At 73.8% G+C, this 15940-nt stretch carries 16 protein-coding genes; 15 read left to right on the plus strand and 1 reads right to left on the minus strand.

Annotated elements, in window-relative coordinates; translation table 11 throughout:
- On the plus strand, positions 1–537 hold a 537-nt coding region (locus tag C1I92_RS30125; protein WP_233507454.1), incomplete at its 5' end, for a single-stranded DNA-binding protein.
- Here the strand turns inward: C1I92_RS30125 and C1I92_RS30130 are convergent.
- Entirely contained in the window at positions 502–1737 is a 1236-nt protein-coding gene (locus C1I92_RS30130) for a DUF1015 family protein (protein ID WP_111258331.1), read from the minus strand. The genes C1I92_RS30125 and C1I92_RS30130 overlap by 36 nt on opposite strands.
- Positions 1738–1803: 66 nt before the next feature.
- On the opposite strand from C1I92_RS30130, the gene C1I92_RS30135 reads away from it, so the two are divergent.
- The 14 genes from C1I92_RS30135 to murJ all read left to right on the plus strand — a co-directional run bounded on the left by C1I92_RS30135 (position 1804) and on the right by murJ (position 15814).
- The gene (locus C1I92_RS30135) at positions 1804–2916 is read left to right on the plus strand and encodes an HAD-IIA family hydrolase (RefSeq protein ID WP_111258332.1); all 1113 of its coding nucleotides are present in this window, start codon (positions 1804–1806) and stop codon (positions 2914–2916) included.
- A 22-nt stretch (positions 2917–2938) separates the two neighbouring features.
- Positions 2939–3499, plus strand: a complete 561-nt coding sequence (locus tag C1I92_RS35145; protein ID WP_233507465.1) for a hypothetical protein — start codon at positions 2939–2941, stop codon at positions 3497–3499.
- A 7-nt stretch (positions 3500–3506) separates the two neighbouring features.
- The gene (locus C1I92_RS30140; protein ID WP_233507468.1) at positions 3507–4313 is read left to right on the plus strand and encodes a TlyA family RNA methyltransferase; all 807 of its coding nucleotides are present in this window, start codon (positions 3507–3509) and stop codon (positions 4311–4313) included.
- On the plus strand, positions 4310–5215 hold the full coding sequence (locus tag C1I92_RS30145; protein WP_111258333.1) for an NAD kinase: 906 nt from the start codon (positions 4310–4312) through the stop codon (positions 5213–5215). Before C1I92_RS30140 ends, C1I92_RS30145 begins: the two co-directional genes overlap by 4 nt.
- Before the next feature lie 92 nt (positions 5216–5307).
- Positions 5308–7050: a DNA repair protein RecN gene (gene recN / locus C1I92_RS30150; protein ID WP_111258334.1), complete on the plus strand. Its 1743-nt coding sequence runs from the start codon at positions 5308–5310 to the stop codon at positions 7048–7050.
- A 41-nt stretch (positions 7051–7091) separates the two neighbouring features.
- Positions 7092–9068 carry a Vps62-related protein gene (locus C1I92_RS30155; RefSeq protein ID WP_111258335.1) on the plus strand — a complete coding sequence of 659 codons (1977 nt, stop codon included), beginning with the start codon at positions 7092–7094 and terminating at the stop codon, positions 9066–9068.
- Between the two features lie 15 nt (positions 9069–9083).
- Positions 9084–9791 carry a hypothetical protein gene (locus C1I92_RS34115; RefSeq protein WP_158564342.1) on the plus strand — a complete coding sequence of 236 codons (708 nt, stop codon included), beginning with the start codon at positions 9084–9086 and terminating at the stop codon, positions 9789–9791.
- On the plus strand, positions 9788–10222 hold the full coding sequence (locus C1I92_RS30170) for an RDD family protein (protein ID WP_111258338.1): 435 nt from the start codon (positions 9788–9790) through the stop codon (positions 10220–10222). Before C1I92_RS34115 ends, C1I92_RS30170 begins: the two co-directional genes overlap by 4 nt.
- Positions 10219–10746 (plus strand): potassium channel family protein, encoded by a 528-nt coding sequence (locus C1I92_RS30175; protein ID WP_111258339.1) that lies wholly within the window; start codon positions 10219–10221, stop codon positions 10744–10746. The genes C1I92_RS30170 and C1I92_RS30175 overlap by 4 nt, the downstream gene beginning before the upstream one ends.
- Before the next feature lie 24 nt (positions 10747–10770).
- Positions 10771–11181, plus strand: a complete 411-nt coding sequence (locus C1I92_RS30180; protein WP_111258340.1) for an SHOCT domain-containing protein — start codon at positions 10771–10773, stop codon at positions 11179–11181.
- 78 nt (positions 11182–11259) lie between these two features.
- Positions 11260–12438: a putative cytokinetic ring protein SteA gene (steA, locus tag C1I92_RS30185; RefSeq protein WP_111258341.1), complete on the plus strand. Its 1179-nt coding sequence runs from the start codon at positions 11260–11262 to the stop codon at positions 12436–12438.
- Position 12439: 1 nt separating this feature from the next.
- Positions 12440–13420, plus strand: a complete 981-nt coding sequence (locus C1I92_RS30190; protein ID WP_111258342.1) for a copper transporter — start codon at positions 12440–12442, stop codon at positions 13418–13420.
- Positions 13417–14229, plus strand: a complete 813-nt coding sequence (locus C1I92_RS30195) for a hypothetical protein (RefSeq protein WP_111258343.1) — start codon at positions 13417–13419, stop codon at positions 14227–14229. Before C1I92_RS30190 ends, C1I92_RS30195 begins: the two co-directional genes overlap by 4 nt.
- A gap of 4 nt (positions 14230–14233) precedes the next feature.
- Positions 14234–15814 carry a murein biosynthesis integral membrane protein MurJ gene (murJ, locus tag C1I92_RS30200; RefSeq protein ID WP_111258344.1) on the plus strand — a complete coding sequence of 527 codons (1581 nt, stop codon included), beginning with the start codon at positions 14234–14236 and terminating at the stop codon, positions 15812–15814.
- Positions 15815–15940: the final 126 nt, after the last annotated feature.

Genomic DNA, 15940 nt, shown 5'->3' on the forward strand with positions numbered 1-15940 from the left:
CCTCCCCAACCCCCTCTCCCCAACCACCATTGGCTACAGATCACATCCCCAGCCAAAGGAGCCGTCATGAACGCGGTAGCGGTGCCCGTCGAGCACACCAACGAGGTCCGGCTCGTAGGCCGTCTGTCCGTCGAGCCCGAGGTGGTCCTGTTGCCCAGTGGCGACGAGATCGTCACCACTCGCCTGGTCGTCCAGCGTCCGAGTCCACCACCGGGCTCTGACGCGCGCCGAAGAGTCGACACCGTCACCTGCACGGCGTGGGGACCGTTGCAGCGGCGGAACCTGCGGCTGCTCGACGAGGGCGACACGGTCGAGATCACCGGAGCTCTTCGCCGCCGGTTCTGGCGTGCGGGTTCGGGTCTCGGCCAGAGCACCTTCGAGATCGAGGTCGAGTCGGCCACCCTCATGAGTCACCGGCCGCCGCCGGCAGCTTCGAATCGCGTGGCCCGTCGCCGTGCCGTGGTGAGGGAACCACAGGACGGCCCGCCACCGGAGCGGCATCTAAAGGTGGTCGGAGGTGAGGTCGCGCATCAATAGCCCGGTCCACGGCTTCGGCCCGAACGACGTCGACTTGCGCGGCATCCGCTCGCCTCGCGTCGCCAGCGCGAGCACGTCCGCCAATGCAGGCGGGCGCACCAGCACGGCAACTCCCGCGCCGCGCTCCGCCGCCCGCTGGGCGTCGCGGCCGTCGTGGTGGTACGTCACGCGCGAATCGGCGTCGTCCACGTTCCAGAGGTAGGCCAGCAGCACGTCCACCAGCACGCCTGCGTCCAGTTGGGCCCAGCCACTGGGGCGGTCGTCCGGCACGGCATCGACGACCACCGGCGGCCGCGGTGAGCGCAGCAGCACCTGCCGCTGCCCGTCGCCGACGACGAACGCGATGCCTTGCTCGGACGCGAGCACGGCAGCGGCATCGTCGCCGGCTGCGAGCGCGACGACGTCGAAGCCCTTGGCCGCGGCGGCAGCCGCATCGTCGAGTGTCAGGCCGGCGACGCTGCGATGGATGCCGCGCAGTTCCAGCGGATGCCGCGCCGCGTCGACCAGGAGGGCCAGGCCGTGGTCGGTGCCGGTGGGGACGGGATCGGCGGCGTGCACGGCTCGGTAGGCAGCGAACCGGTGGTGCCCGTCGGCGATCAGGGCGGACCGGCCGGCGAGGTCAGCGGCGACGGCGGCCAGCGCTTCGGGCTGGTCGACGCGCCACAGCCGGTGCGTCTCGCCGGCGACAGCGAACTCCAGGTGTGCGGGCGTGGCAGCCGTGTGGTCGACGACCTCACTGGCAGCGCCGCCACCGTCATACGTCAGCAGAATCGGCTCGAGCTGCATCCGGGTCGCGCGCATCAGCGCGGCACGGTCGGCCACCGGGCCGGGGAAGGTGTTCTCGTGTGGAAGAACGGGTCCGTCGAGACCGATGCCACCCACCAGGCCGATCGCCGCACCACCGGTGGTCACGTGCTCGTAGACGTACAGCGCCGGGGCCGCGTCGCGGCGCAACACACCCGCGTCGCGCCACTCTTGCAGCGAACGCGCGGCCCGTCCGTACCGGTCGCCGTCGCCCGGCAACGGCCGGGGGAGTGTGAGGTGGACGATGTTGTGCGGGTCGTGCGCCTCGAACTCGGTCAGCGCCCGCTCGCCGATGACGTCGTAGGGCGGGCACACCACGGCGGCCAGGTCGGTGCCGGGCGCGTACGTCGTCGCACGAAACGGCGTCAGTCGCAACGGTGGCCCGGCAGCGGTCATCTAGCGGATGGTACGCGGGCCGGCCCACCCGCCCGGCCGCGACCGCCGGGCGAACCGGCTGCGAGGATGGATGCCGTGCAGCCCCTGACCCAGACCTACGACGTTGCCCTGCTCGACCTCGACGGGGTCGTCTACGTCGGCGCCCACCCGGTGCCGCACGCCCCCGAGGCGCTGCAGCGGGCGCGCGCGGACGGCATGCGGCTGGCGTTCGTCACCAACAACGCCTCGCGGCCGCCGGAGCGGGTGGCCGGGCACCTCACCGAGATCGGCGTCGAGGCTCGGCCGGACGAGGTCGTGACGTCGGCGCAAGCGGCCGCCCGGCTGCTGGCTGAGCGACTGCCCAGCGGCTCGAAGGTGCTGGTCGTCGGCGGCGAAGGGCTCGAGGTCGCGCTGCGCGAGCAGGACCTCGTCCCGGTCTCCGGCGCCGACGACGGCCCGGTCGCGGTCGTGCAGGGTTTCTCGCCGCAGGTCGGCTGGCCGCTGCTGGCCGAGGGCACCTACGCCGTCGCGTCCGGGCTGCCGTGGATCGCCACGAACACGGACCCTGTGGTGCCGACCGACCGCGGCCGGGCGCCAGGCAACGGCACGCTGGTCGACGCCATTCGGACGGCTACTGGGCGCGAGCCGGTGGTCGCCGGGAAGCCGGAGCCGCCGATGCACCGTGAGGCGATGCTGCGGTCCGGCGCCACGCGGCCGCTGGTGGTCGGGGACCGCCTCGACACCGACATCGAGGGGGCCAACGCCGCCGAGGTGGACAGCCTGCTGGTCCTCACCGGTGTCACCGATCCGATCGATCTCGTTATGGCGCCGCCGCAGCTGCGTCCGACCTACGTGGGCCTCGACCTGCGAGCACTCCAGCTGTTGCCGGAGGTGCTGACCGTGCGGGCGGGCGAGGCGACGGCAGGCGACTGGCACGCGGTCATCGACGACGGCCGGCTGCGGCTGACTCGGGACGCCGCCGGTGACGGCGGTGGCGGAGAACCCGGTGCCGGCGGGCCGGCACCAGGCGTGGACGACGGTGAGCTCGATGCGCTGCGGGCGGCGTGCGGCGCCGTCTGGGCCGCGGCGGACTCCGCGGCGCCGGCCGGGACGACCGGCGGGGAGGCCGTGGACCGTGCGTCGATCCAGGCAGCGCTCGATGCCGCGCGAATCACCCGAGCTTCCGCACGGGCGTACTAGCGTTACCGTCATGCGGGAACCGATGGACGACGGCGGCACCGGCGACGCGCAGGTCGACGAGGCGGTGCGGACCCTCGACGCGCTCGACGGGATGCCGGTGCACGAGCACGCCGCTGTGGTCGAGCGGGTCCATCAGGTGCTGCAGGACCGGCTGGCCGGTGAGCCCGATCTGGCGCTGGAGGACGAACAGGACGAGCCGGTGGATGGACCGGGAACGGACGTGGCGCGGGTGGCGCCGGCCGAGGATTCGAACGCGGCGGCGGCCGGTGGTGCGGATCAGCGCGGGTCGGGTGATGCGGCGGCTGGTGTGGCTGACGGGCCGACGGCCGGCGGCGCGGATCAGCGCGGGACGGCCGATCGACCGGATCGGCCGACGGCGGGTGGCTTCGAAGGCTCGGCGGTGGCCCGTGGCTACGACCGCTCGGCGGGGGCCGGGGACCTCGGCGGTCGCGTGGTCGGCGGCAGCGAGCGCTCGGCGGTGGCCGGGGAACTCGGCGGGCGCCTGCCCGGCGGCAGCGACGGCGCGGCGGTGGCCGGGGACTCCGACGGCCGCGTGCCCGGCGGCAGCGGCGGCGAAGGCTGATCGCGCGGTGCCACCTCGACGACGCCTCGATGCGGAGCTGGTGCGCCGTGGTCTGGCCCGCTCACGCGAGCACGCCGCCACATTGGTCGGTGACGGCCGGGTGCTGATCAGCGGCCGGGTGGCGACGAAGCCGGCGACGGCGGTCGATCCGGCCGACGCGGTCCTGGTGACCGAACCGGCGGAGGGCGACGAGTACGTGTCGCGCGGCGGGCACAAGCTGGCCGGTGCGCTGGACGTCTTCGAGCCGGCCGGGCTGAGCGTCACCGGCCGGCGGTGCCTCGACGCCGGCGCGTCGACCGGGGGCTTCACTGACGTGCTGTTGCGGCGCGGCGCGGCGTCCGTCGTCGCGGTGGACGTCGGGTATGGGCAGCTGGCGTGGTCGATCCGGTCCGACGAGCGGGTGGAGGTGCACGATCGCACGAACGTCCGTGACCTGACCCCGGCGATCGTCGGCGAGCCGGTGGGCCTGGTGGTGGGGGACCTGTCGTTCATCTCGCTGCGGCTGGTGCTCGGGCCGCTGCGGGCTGTCAGCACGGCCGACGCCGACTTCGCGCTGATGGTGAAACCGCAGTTCGAGGTCGGCAAGGAACGAGTCGGCAAGGGCGGCGTCGTCCGCGACCCGGCGCTACGGGCCGAGGCCGTCCTCGGCATCGCTGCGGCGGCGGCCGAGCTCGGCCTCGGCGTCAACGGCGTCACCGCGAGCCCGTTGCCCGGCCCGTCCGGCAACGTCGAGTACTTCCTCTGGCTGCGCGCCGGCGCACCCGAGGTCCGAACCGAGGACGTCCAGCGCGCAGTGGAGGAAGGGCCGCAATGACCCGCACGGTGCTGCTCGTCACCCACACCGGACGCACGGAGGCCCGCCAGGTCGCCGCGAAGGTGATCGAGAAGCTCAGCGCGGCCGGCGTCGAGGTCCGCGTGATGGCCGACGAGCGCCACGACATCGACATCCCGGAGTCCGACAGCCGGGTCGCGGCGGTCGTCGCCGAAGGGGACCCGACGGCGGCCGACGGGTGCGAGCTGGTCGTCGTGATCGGCGGCGACGGCACGATCCTGCGTGGCGCCGAGGTCGCCCGCACCAGCAACACTCCGATCCTCGGCGTCAACCTCGGCCACGTCGGCTTCCTCGCCGAGTCCGAGGTCGACGACCTCGGGTTCACCGTCGACCACATCGTGAAGCGCGACTACGCCGTCGAGGAGCGCATGACGATCGACGTGGTCGTGCGGCAGGACGGGACACAGATGGCGTCCGGCTGGGCGCTCAACGAGGTCAGCGTCGAGAAGGCCAGCCGCGAGCGCATGCTCGACCTCGTCGCCGAGATCGACGGCCGCGCGCTGTCGCGGTGGGGCTGCGACGGCGTCGTCATGGCCACGCCGACGGGGTCGACGGCGTACGCGTTCAGCGCCGGCGGGCCGGTGGTGTGGCCGGAGGTCGCCGCGCTGCTGATGGTCCCGATCAGCGCGCACGCCCTCTTCGCCCGTCCGGTCGTCGTCGCGCCGTCGTCCGTCATGGCGGTGACGGTGCAGCATCGAACGCCCGGCGCGATCCTCTGGTGCGATGGACGGCGCGCGGTCGAGCTGCCGCCGGGGGCGCGGGTGGAGGTCTGCCGCGGATCGCAGCCGGTACGGCTCGCGCGGCTGCACACGGCGCCGTTCACCGACCGGCTCGTCGCCAAGTTCGCGCTCCCGGTCGAGGGCTGGCGAGGGGCCCGCTCATGATCGCCCCGGTCTCCGGACACCCGGACGAACCGTTTCGACATGGACATGGCGTAGCCGTGTCCCACGCCAGTGCGACGGTAGGCTGAGGTCCCGTGCTCGAGGAAATCCGTATCCGTGGACTGGGCGTCATCGACGACGCCCAGTTGGAGCTCGGCCCCGGCCTCACCGTCGTGACCGGTGAGACGGGCGCCGGCAAGACCATGGTGCTGACCGGGCTCAATCTGCTGATGGGCGGTCGCGCCGACGGGGGCGCCGTCCGCACCGGCGCCACGCGCGCGCTGGTCGAAGGCCGCGTGACGATCGATGCCGGCGGGACGGTGGCCGAGCGCGCCGCCGAGGCCGGCGCCGAGCTGGAGCCGGCCGGCAGCGTCGGCACCGGCAAGAACAAGAGAGACCGCGTCGAACTGCTGCTCAGCCGCACCGTCATGGCAGAGGGCCGGTCCCGCGCCCACGTCGGCGGGCACGGCGCCCCCGTCAGCCTGCTCAGCGAGCTGGCCGACGGGCTGGTCGCGGTGCACGGGCAGAGCGACCAGCAGCGGCTCCTGAGGTCATCCCGGCAGCTCGCGGCGCTCGACCGGTACGCCGGCGCCGCCGTCGCCGAGCCGCTGGCGGAGTACACGACCCGCTACGCCAGGCTGCGCGCCGTCGAGGCCGAGCTGGAGGACGTGACCTCGAAGGCCCGCGAACGCGCACAGGAGGCCGACCTCCTCCGCCTCGGCCTCGGCGAGGTCGAGGCGGTCGACCCGCAGCCGGGCGAGGACGACGTGCTGCGGGCCGAGGAGGGCCGCCTCGCCCACGCCGACGCGCTGCGCACGGCCGCCGTCACCGCGCACCAGAGCCTGTCCGGCGACGAGGCCATCCCCGACGCGCCCGACGTGCTCGGGCTGCTGGCCCAGGCGCGGCAGGCGCTGGACCCCGAGCGCGACCACGACCCCGAACTGGCCGGGCTGGCCGACCGCTTGGCCGAGGCCACGTACCTGGTCGGCGACGTCGCCGCCGACCTCGCCTCGTACGGCGCCGGCGTCGACACCGACCCGGAGCGGCTGGCCGGTGTGCAGCAGCGCCGCGCCGCGCTCACCGCGCTGACCAGGAAGTACGGCGCGACCATCGACGAGGTGCTGGCCTGGGCGGAGCAGGGCTCGCGGCGGCTGCTGGAGCTCGACGGCGACGACGACCGGGTCGCGGCGCTGGGCCAGGAGCGCGACACGCTGACCGCCGAGCTGAGCGACCTCGCCGCGACCATCACCAAGGCCCGCACCGAGGCCGCCGCCCGGTTCGCCGACGACGTCAGCGTCGAGCTCACCGCGCTGGCGATGCCGCACGCCCGCATCGTCGTCGAGGTCCGCCCGCGCGACGGGTTCGGCCCGACCGGCATGGACGACGTAGAGATCCTGTTCACCGCGCACAACGGCGCCGGGCCGCGGCCGCTGGACAAGGGCGCGTCCGGCGGTGAGCTGTCCCGGCTCATGCTGGCCATCGAGGTCGTGTTCGCCGGCGCCGACCCGGTCCCGACGTTCGTGTTCGACGAGGTCGACGCCGGTGTCGGCGGCAAGGCCGCGGTCGAGGTCGGCCGCCGGCTGGCGATGCTGGCCAGGCACGCGCAGGTCCTCGTCGTCACCCATCTGCCGCAGGTCGCGGCGTTCGCCGACCACCACCTCAAGGTCGTCAAGTCCGACGACGGCCGGGTCACCAGCAGCGGCGTCGAGACCCTCGACGACGGCGGCCGGGTGACCGAGCTGTCGCGCATGCTGGCCGGCCTGGAGGGCTCCGCGTCGGCACGGGCGCATGCGGAGGAGCTGCTCGAGACCGCCGCCAGCTCCAAACGATCTCGCTGAAATCGTCGGCTCGCCGGCGCCGTACGGCGCTAAGGTGAGCCATGGTCCCGGCCCTGCTCGGCCTGCTCGCGGTCGCCGCGACGACGGTCCCGGCGGCCCCGGCCGACGCCGCGACGGCGCAGGTGACAGCGCACGCGACGGCGACACAGGACGTGTCGCCGGCAGCCATCCGCACGCAGGACGCCGCCGAGGAGGAGCTGGTCCTGCGGTACGCGCCGGTCGTGCGCGTGCGCGAGCAGGAGGAGCCGTGCGGCGACGGCGAGCCGTACCCGCCCACCGACGTCGACGTGCTGATGGACAACGACGGCGTCGCGCTGCGCGGGCCGTGGACGGCGAACGACCTGGTGGGGATCGGCCCGAACGCCGACGACATCGGCGCCGGCCTGCTGGACTACCACCTCGACTTCCCCGGCGACGCGCTGGCCCCGGGCTGCGGCTACGAGCAGTGGGGGCGCACGATCAGCCGCGGCACGTCGCCGACGGTGTACGGGCGGGTCGTCGCGGACGCCGCGCGGCCGGAGCAGATCGCCGTCCAGTACTGGTTCTTCTACGTCTTCAACGACTTCAACAACCTGCACGAGGGCGACTGGGAGATGATCCAGCTCGTCTTCGACGCCCCCGACGCGGAGTCCGCGCTCGACGTCGACCCCACCAGCGTCGGCTACAGCCAGCACTCCGGCGCCGAGCGCGCCGACTGGGGCGACGAGAAGTTGGAGATCGTCGACGACACGCACCCGGTCGTGTACCCGGCGGAGGGGTCGCACGCGAACTTCTTCAGCCCGGCGCTGTACCTCGGCGCCAGCTCCGCGACCGGCGTCGGCTGCGACGACGCGACGGACCCGCACACCGAGCTACGGACGCGCACCGCCGTCGTCCCTGCCGAGGACTACCAGGCCGAGTACCCGTGGCTGGGGTTCGAGGGCCGCTGGGGCGAACGCCAGGAGGCGTTCTACAACGGACCCACCGGGCCGAACATGAAGAGCCAGTGGACCGCGCCGATCCGCTGGTCGGAGACCGGCTGGCGCGACTCCAGCGCGACCGTGCCACTCGGCGCGTCGCTCACGCCGAACGCCACCGACGCGTTCTGCGGCGCCGTCGAGGCCGGCTCGGACGTGCTGCGTCAGCTGCTCCGCAACCCGCAGGCCGTGCTGCTGGGGCTCGCGGTCATCGTCGCGCTGCTGGCCGCGATCGCCAGCCGCACCCGCTGGGGACCGGGCGACCCGTACCCCGTCATGCAGCGGCGCAGCTGGGGCCGGATCATCGTCGCCGCCCGGCGCATGTACGCGCGGCATCCGCTGCTGTTCATCGGCATCGGCCTGGTCTACGTCCCGGTCATGCTGCTCGCGGCCGGGCTGCAGTGGCTGCTGGTCGAGGCCGGCGAGCTGACGTCGCTGGTCGACACCGACGGCGACCAGAACGTGGCGTCGGTGTTCGTCGTCGTGCTGATGGGCGGGGCGATCTCGCTGCTGGCGTACTTCTGCGTCGTCGCCGCGACGGCTCAGGCGCTGCGCGGCCTCGACGCGGGGGAGCGAGTGACCGTGCTGTCGGCGTACCGCGCGGTACGGGCGAAGCTGCGGCCGCTGGCGCTGGTGGCGGCGCGGCTGGTGGTCGTCTGCTGGGCGTTGCTGCTGTTCGTGTTCACGGCGCCGCTCGCACTGGTCTACGCGGTGCGCAACGGGTTCGCCGTCCAGGCCGTCATGATGGAGGACCGCCCGGCCGGCGCGGCGTTCCGGCGCAGCCGCGACGTGGTGCGCGGCCAGTGGTGGCGCGCGACGGCGGTCGCGGCGCTGGTGGTCGGGCTGGGCGCGATCACCGGGCCGCTGGTCGGGGTGATCCTGCTGCTGGTGTCCGACGGGTCGTTCAACGTGATCAACCTCATCACCGCGCTGGTCTACGTCGTGACGATCCCGTTCGTCGCGCTGGTGCTCGGCTATCTGTACGTCGACCTGAGCCTGCGGGCCGGATCACCTGAGGCGGGTGAGGACCGGCCGGACGTGCGGGCGGAAGTCTTGTCCTGAGGGTGAGGTGGCGCGATGGGCGCGGACGGCGCGCAGCGGCGGCCGGCGGCGGTCCGGGTGGCCGGACGGGCCGGGCGGCTGCTCGCGGGCGGCGCCGGGTTGACGGTGCGCGGGCTGACCGGGCTGGTCGCGCCGCCGGGTCAGGCCGGCGGGCCGATCGTCGTCGTGGGGACGCGGCTGGGCGAGGCGGCGCTCGGGCTGACGGCGCTGGCCGGCCGGCGGGTGCTTGACGTCGCGGCCGGGGTGGCGATGCCGGTCGAGGCCGCCGCGTCGGTGATGATGCGGTCCGGCGGATCGGTCGCCCGGCGGACGGGAGTCGCCCGGCGGGTCGACCGGCTGGCCCGGATCGGCCGCGACGAGCAGCGGCGGAACGAGCGCATGGCGGCGGACCTGCTCCGGTCGGCGTGGCGGCGCTCGGTTGCGCAGGCGCTCGCCGACGCCGACGTCGAGGCGGCGCTGGCCGGCGTCGACCTGGACGCGATCGTCGCCCGGGTGGACGTCGACGCCGTCGTCGAGCGGGTCGGAGTGCCGGAGCTGGTCGAACGGGTCCTCGACGACGTCGACCTCGGCCGGATCGTCCGGGAGTCCAGTGCGGGCATGGCGGCGGAGACGGTCGACGCGGTGCGCTGGCGCAGCGCCGGCGCCGACCGCGCGCTCAACGGGTTCATTGACCGGGTCGTGCTGCGCCGGTCACCCCGCGACGGCAGCCGGTCGCCGCCGTGAGCGGCGCCGGCCTGGTCTCCCGGTGCGCCGCCGCGCTCGTCGACGTCGGCGTGCTGGCGGCGGCGAACGCCCTGATCGGGATCGTGCTGGGCGGGATCCGGTACACGCTGCAGGGTCCGCCGTATGCGCTCCCGTCACTGCCCGGCTGGGCGTTCGGCGTCAGCAACTGGGTGCTCGTCGTCCTGTACCTGACGGCGAGCTGGACGCTGACCGGACGGACCCCCGGCCAGCTGGTGCTGGGCCTGCGGGTCGTGACGGAGACCGGCCGCCCGCCCGGCGCCGTCCGCGCCCTCGTCCGTGCGCTGGTCTGCGTCGCGTTCCCGGTGGGCGTGCTGTGGACGCTGGTCAGCCGCGACACCCGGGCGGTACACGACCTGGTGGCGGGCACGACGCTCGGCTACGACCCGGCGGTGCGGGGAGCGGCCCGATGATCCGCGTCCTGCGCAGCGTCGCGACGCTGGGGTGCGTCGTCCTCGTCTACTACACGCTGCCGCTGCGCCGCCCGGACGGCGTGCCGGACGTGATCGCGGCGGTCGCGTTCGCCGCCGGCGTCGGCGGGCTGGTCTGGCTGACGACGCACGAGATCCGCCGGTTCGTCGCCCACCTCGGCGAGGCGCGGGCGCGGATGTCCGGCCTGCTGACGGTCGTGTACGTCGTCGTGATGTTCTTCGCCCTGACGTACTACCTGCTGGAACGGGCCGACCCGGAGCAGTTCTCGGGGCTGGAGACCCGCACCGACGCGCTCTACTTCTCGGTCGTGACGCTCGGCACCGTCGGCTACGGCGACGTGCATCCCGTCGGCCAGGAGGCGCGGATCGCGGCGATGGTGCAGGTCGTCTTCGACCTGGTGGTGATCGGCGCGCTGCTGGCCATCGCGTCGTCGCAGCTCGCACACCGGCTGGAGGTCGCCCGAGATCACCCGCTTGGGGTGAGGAAGCCGCCGCCGCACGGCTGACACGCTGACCGCGGAGGTGGATCGATGGACGACTACCCGCTCCTCAACCTGTTCCTGACGATGCTCTGGTTCTTCCTGTTCGTCGCCTGGATCTGGCTGCTGGTGACGCTGCTCACCGACGTGTTCCGCAGCGACGACCTGTCCGGCTGGACGAAGGCGCTGTGGACGATCTTCATCCTGATCCTGCCGTTGCTCGGCGCGCTGATCTACCTGATCGTGCGTGGTTCCGGCATGGCGGACCGGATGGCGGCCGACTACCGGCGTCGCGACGAGGCTTTCCGCGAGTACGTCCGGGACGCGGCCGGCGACGGGGGTGCGGCCGCGCCGAGCGGCAGCAGCACCGCCGACGAACTGACGAAGCTGGCCAGGCTGCGCGACGAGGGCGTGCTCAGCCCGGAGGAGTTCGCGTCGCAGAAGGCGAGGCTGCTCGTCTGACCGCCGTGTCATCAGTCAACACGCAGCGGACCGATGCGGTGTTGGGCGTCCGGACATGGCAGGATTCGCTTGGTGAGGATGCCTGCACTACGCCGCCGCAAGCCTGATGACCTGCCCGGGGTCAGCGGCGTCGTGCGCCTCGATCATCGCACGAAAAACCTGACAAAACGCCTCAAACCGGGCGATATCGCCGTCATCGACCACCTCGATCTGGACCGGGTCTCGGCCGAGGCGCTGGTCGCCTGCCAGGCCGGCGCCGTCGTCAACGTCCGCCCGTCGGTCAGCGGCCGCTATCCAAACCTCGGGCCCGACATCATCGTCCGGGCCGGCATCCCGCTGGTCGACGACGTCGGCCCGGACCTGTTCAGCGCGGTCAAGGAGGGCGAGCGGCTGCGCGTCGACGGCGCCACCCTCTACCGCGACAGCACCGGCGAGGCCGTCGGCGTCGGCATCCGGCACGACGACGAGAGCCTGGGCAAGCTGATGAGCGCGGCCCGCGAGGGACTGTCCGCGCAGCTCGAGGCGTTCGCCGCCAACACGATGGAGTTCCTCAAGCGCGAGCGCGAGCTGCTCCTCGACGGCGTCGGCGTGCCCGAGATCCGCACCGACCTCGACGGCCGGCACGTCCTCATCGTCGTGCGCGGGTACGACTACAAGGAAGACCTCGTCACGCTGCGGCCCTACATCCGCGAGTACAACCCGGTCCTGATCGGCGTCGACGGCGGGGCCGACGCGCTGCTGGAGGTCGGGCAGAAGCCCGACATCATCGTCGGCGACATGGACTCCGTGTCCGACGGCGCGCTGGCCAGCGGCGCAGAGCTGATCGTGCACGCCTACCGCGACGGCCGCGCGCCGGGCCTGGGCCGGCTGGAGCGGATGGGGCTGTCCGGCGTCCCGTTCGCCGCGACCGGCACCAGCGAGGACATCGCCATGCTGCTGGCCGACGACAAGGGCGCCAGCCTCATCGTCGCCGTCGGCACGCACGCGACCCTGGTCGAGTTCCTCGACAAGGGCCGCTCCGGGATGGCCAGCACCTTCCTCACCCGGCTGCGGGTGGGCAGCAAGCTCGTCGACGCCAAGGGCGTGAGCCGGCTCTACCACAGCAGCGTCCCGACGTGGATGCTCGCCGTGCTGGTCGTCGCCGGCATCACGGCGGTCGTGGCCGCCATGTACTCGACCCCGACGGGCCAGGCCTACCTCGACATCGTGGGCTCGTGGTGGGACCGCTTCTACTTCTGGGTCAAGGGACTCTTCTGACGTGATCGACTTTCGTTACCACCTGGTCTCGATCATCGCTGTCTTCTTCGCGCTGGCGGCCGGCATCGTGCTCGGCGCCGGCCCGCTCGGCGACACCGTCGACGACACGCTGGCCGAGCAGACCTCCCAGCTGCGCGACGAGAACCGCGACCTGCGCGCGCAGCTCGAGGCGACCGAACGCGACACCGCGTACCAGCAGGCGTTCCTCGAGGAGGTGACGCCGCGGCTGGTCACCGGTCAGCTGGAGGGCGAGTACGTCGGCGTCATCGCGCTGCCCGGCGCCGACGAAGACACCGTCACCGCCGTCCGCGAGACGCTGCAGACCGCCGGTGCGACGGCCGACCTCACGGTCCGGATCGAGCCGACCTGGACCGACCCCGACGCCGAGCCGGTGCTCGACGAGCTGGCCACCGACCTGGTGGCGTCGGGCACCGAGCTGCCGACCGAGGGCGGCGGCTACGCCCGCGGCGCCGCGGTGCTGGCGGCCGCGCTGATGGCGGCGCCGACGGAGGCCGGCGCGTCGCACGAGACCATCGACACCGCGACGGTGACGGCGTTCGAGGAGTCCGACCTGATCACGCTGGAGCAGGACGCCTCGGTGGCGCCGTCGATGGCCGTGCTGGTCGCCGGGAACGTGTCCGGCGACGACGCCGGCGACCGGCTGGACCGGCTGGCCACGCTCGTGAGCAGCATCGACGCCGCCGACGCGGGCACCGTCGTCGCCGGCCCGGCGTCGACGGCGCAGGACGGGCTGCTGCTGACGATCCGCGACAGCGACGACCTCTCCGAGGTCGTGTCCACCGTCGACTCCGTCGACCTGCCCAGCGGCCGCGCGGCCGTCGTCTTCGCGTTGAGCGAGCAGGCCGAGGGCGGCTCCGGGCAGTACGGCGTGGTCGGCGAGACCGACGGCGCGCTGCCGCCGGTGCCGGAGGAACCGGGCGAGAGCGTCACCGACGCGGCCACCGAGGGGAGCTCGTCGTGAAGCGGGTCGTCGGTTCGCTGGTCGCCGCGGGTGCGGCCGGCGCGGTCGCCTGGCTGGCGGCCCGCAAGCTCGGCGCGGCCAAGCCCGGCGGGCCGGAGCTGTGGGAACGCAAGAACTTCCGCGGCTCGACGGTGACGCTGGCCGCCGGTCCGGCGGTCGCCGCCGGCGCCGCCGCGGGCATCGCCGTCGCGCCGGGCGTGCCGGCGCGGGTCCGCACCGCCGGCGTGGCCGCCGCGGCCGCCGTCGGCGCCGTCGGTCTCTACGACGACCTGTTCGGCTCGACGGCGAGCAAGGGCCTGCGCGGCCACCTGACCGCGCTGCAGGCCGGCGAGGTCACCAGCGGCGTGGTGAAGATCGGCGTGATCGGCGCGGCCGGAGTCATCGGCGGCGCGTTGGTCAGCGACAACGTCGTCGACGCCGCCATCGGTGGTGCAGCGATCGCCGGGCACGCGAACCTGCTGAACCTGCTCGACCTGCGCCCCGGCCGGGCCAACAAGACCGTGCTGCTGCACACGCCGCTGGTGCTCGGCGGGCCGGCGGCGCCGGTCGGCGCGGCCGCCGTCGGCGCGGCGCTGGCGATGCTCCCCGACGACCTCGGCGAGCGGACCATGCTCGGCGACGCCGGCGCCAACGCGCTCGGCGGGCTGCTCGGGCTGGCGCTGGTCGCGCGCGAGGGCCGGGCCGCCCGGATCGTCCATCTCGCCGTCGTCACCGGGCTGACGCTGGCCAGCGAGAAGGTCAGCTTCACCAAGGTCATCGAGCGCACGCCGGTGCTGCGCGAGCTCGACGGCCTCGGCCGCCAGCGCTGACCCGGTGAGCGCGCGCCGGGTCGCCGCCGGGGCGGCCGCCGGGATCGCCGGGGGCGCGGCGCTGATCGCCGTGGTCAGCGTGCTGGCCCGGGTGGTCGGCTTCGGCCGTCAGCTGGTCTTCCAGGCCCAGGTCGGCGAGACGCTGCTGGGCAGCGTGTACGCGACCGCGAACGCGATCCCCAACGTCGTCTTCGAGATCGTCGCCGGCGGCGCGCTGGCCGGCGCCGTCGTCCCGCTGCTGGCCGCCGCGGCCGGGCGGGGCGACCACGCGCACGTCAAGCAGACGGTGTCCGCGCTGCTCGGCTGGACGCTGATGCTGCTGGTGCCGGTCGCGCTGCTCGGCGTGCTGATCGCCGGGCCGCTGATGTCGTTCATGCTCGGCGACGCAGGCGACTCCGAGGCGGTCTCGGCCGGGCGGTCGATGCTGCTGCTGTTCCTGCCGCAGATCCCGCTGTACGGCATCGCCGTGGTGACCGCCGGGACGCTGCAGGCGCACCGCCGGTTCCTGGCGGCGGCCGTGGCGCCCGTGCTGTCCAGCGTGGTCGTCGCCACGGCGTACGTGGTGTTCGGCTCGGTGTTCACCGGCTCCGCCGACGACCTGTCGACGCTGGACCGACGCGACGAGCTGGTGCTGGCCGGCGGGACGACGCTCGGCGTGCTCGCGCTGGCGCTGACCACCTTGCTGCCGATGCTGCTGCGCGTCACCGGCGTGCGGCCGACGCTGCGGTTCCCCGACGGCGTGCGGCAGCGGGCGGCGCTGCTGGCCGGCGCCGGGCTGGTGACGCTGGTCGCGCAGCAGCTGGCGTATCTGACGTCGTACCTGATGTCGAACGAGCACGGCGGCACCGGCGGCGCGGTCACGTACCTGAACAGCTGGATGGTGTTCCTGCTGCCGTATGCCGTGCTGGCGGTGCCGATCGCGACGGCGGCGTTCCCGCGGCTGTCCGAGCACGCCGAGTCCGATCGGCCGCGGTACGCCGACGTGCTGGCGCGGTCGACCCGTGCGGTCGTGCTCGTGTCGCTGCTGGGCGCGGCGGTGCTGGTCGCGGTGGCCTGGCCGGTGGCCAGGTTCTTCGCCGCGATCGGGGCCGGCGACGCGCCGCCGGAGCGGATGGCGTGGGCGCTCGTGGCGTTCGCGCCCGGGCTGGTCGGCTACGGGCTGGTCGCGCACCTGGGCCGGGCGCTGTACGCGCGCGGCCGCGGCAAGACGTCGGCGGCGGCGACGGCGGGCGGCTGGCTGGTCGTGATCGCGCTGGCGGTGCTGCTGACGTCGTCGATGGGCTCGGACGGGACGACGGCCGCGCTCGGCGTCGCGCACACGGCCGGGCTGAGCGTCGGCGGGCTGCTGCTCCTGGCCGGCGTCGTGCGTGACTCCGGCGGCGTCGCGCTGGCCGGGGTGGCGAAGACGTTCGTCGTCGGGGCGGTCGCCGCGGGTGTCGGCGGGGCGGCCGGCTGGGCGGTGGCCGCGGCGTTCGGCCCCGGCTCGACGGCGTCGCTGGTGCTGGCCGGCGTCGTCGCGGCGCTGACGGTGACGGTGGTCGCGGGCATCCTTGCCTGGCCGGTCGCCCGTGGATTGCGCCCATGATCATCAACCTTTAGTGCTGCCATGGGCAGACTCAATCGGTGGTTGCAACGCCGCAGGATGTGGGGTGGAGGTGGCGTGGTGGCGGCGAGGTTGTCGTTGGTGGAGCGGGAAGAGATTGCGGTGGGT

The organism is Jiangella anatolica (genome assembly GCF_003236295.1).
GTDB lineage: Bacteria > Actinomycetota > Actinomycetes > Jiangellales > Jiangellaceae > Jiangella > Jiangella anatolica.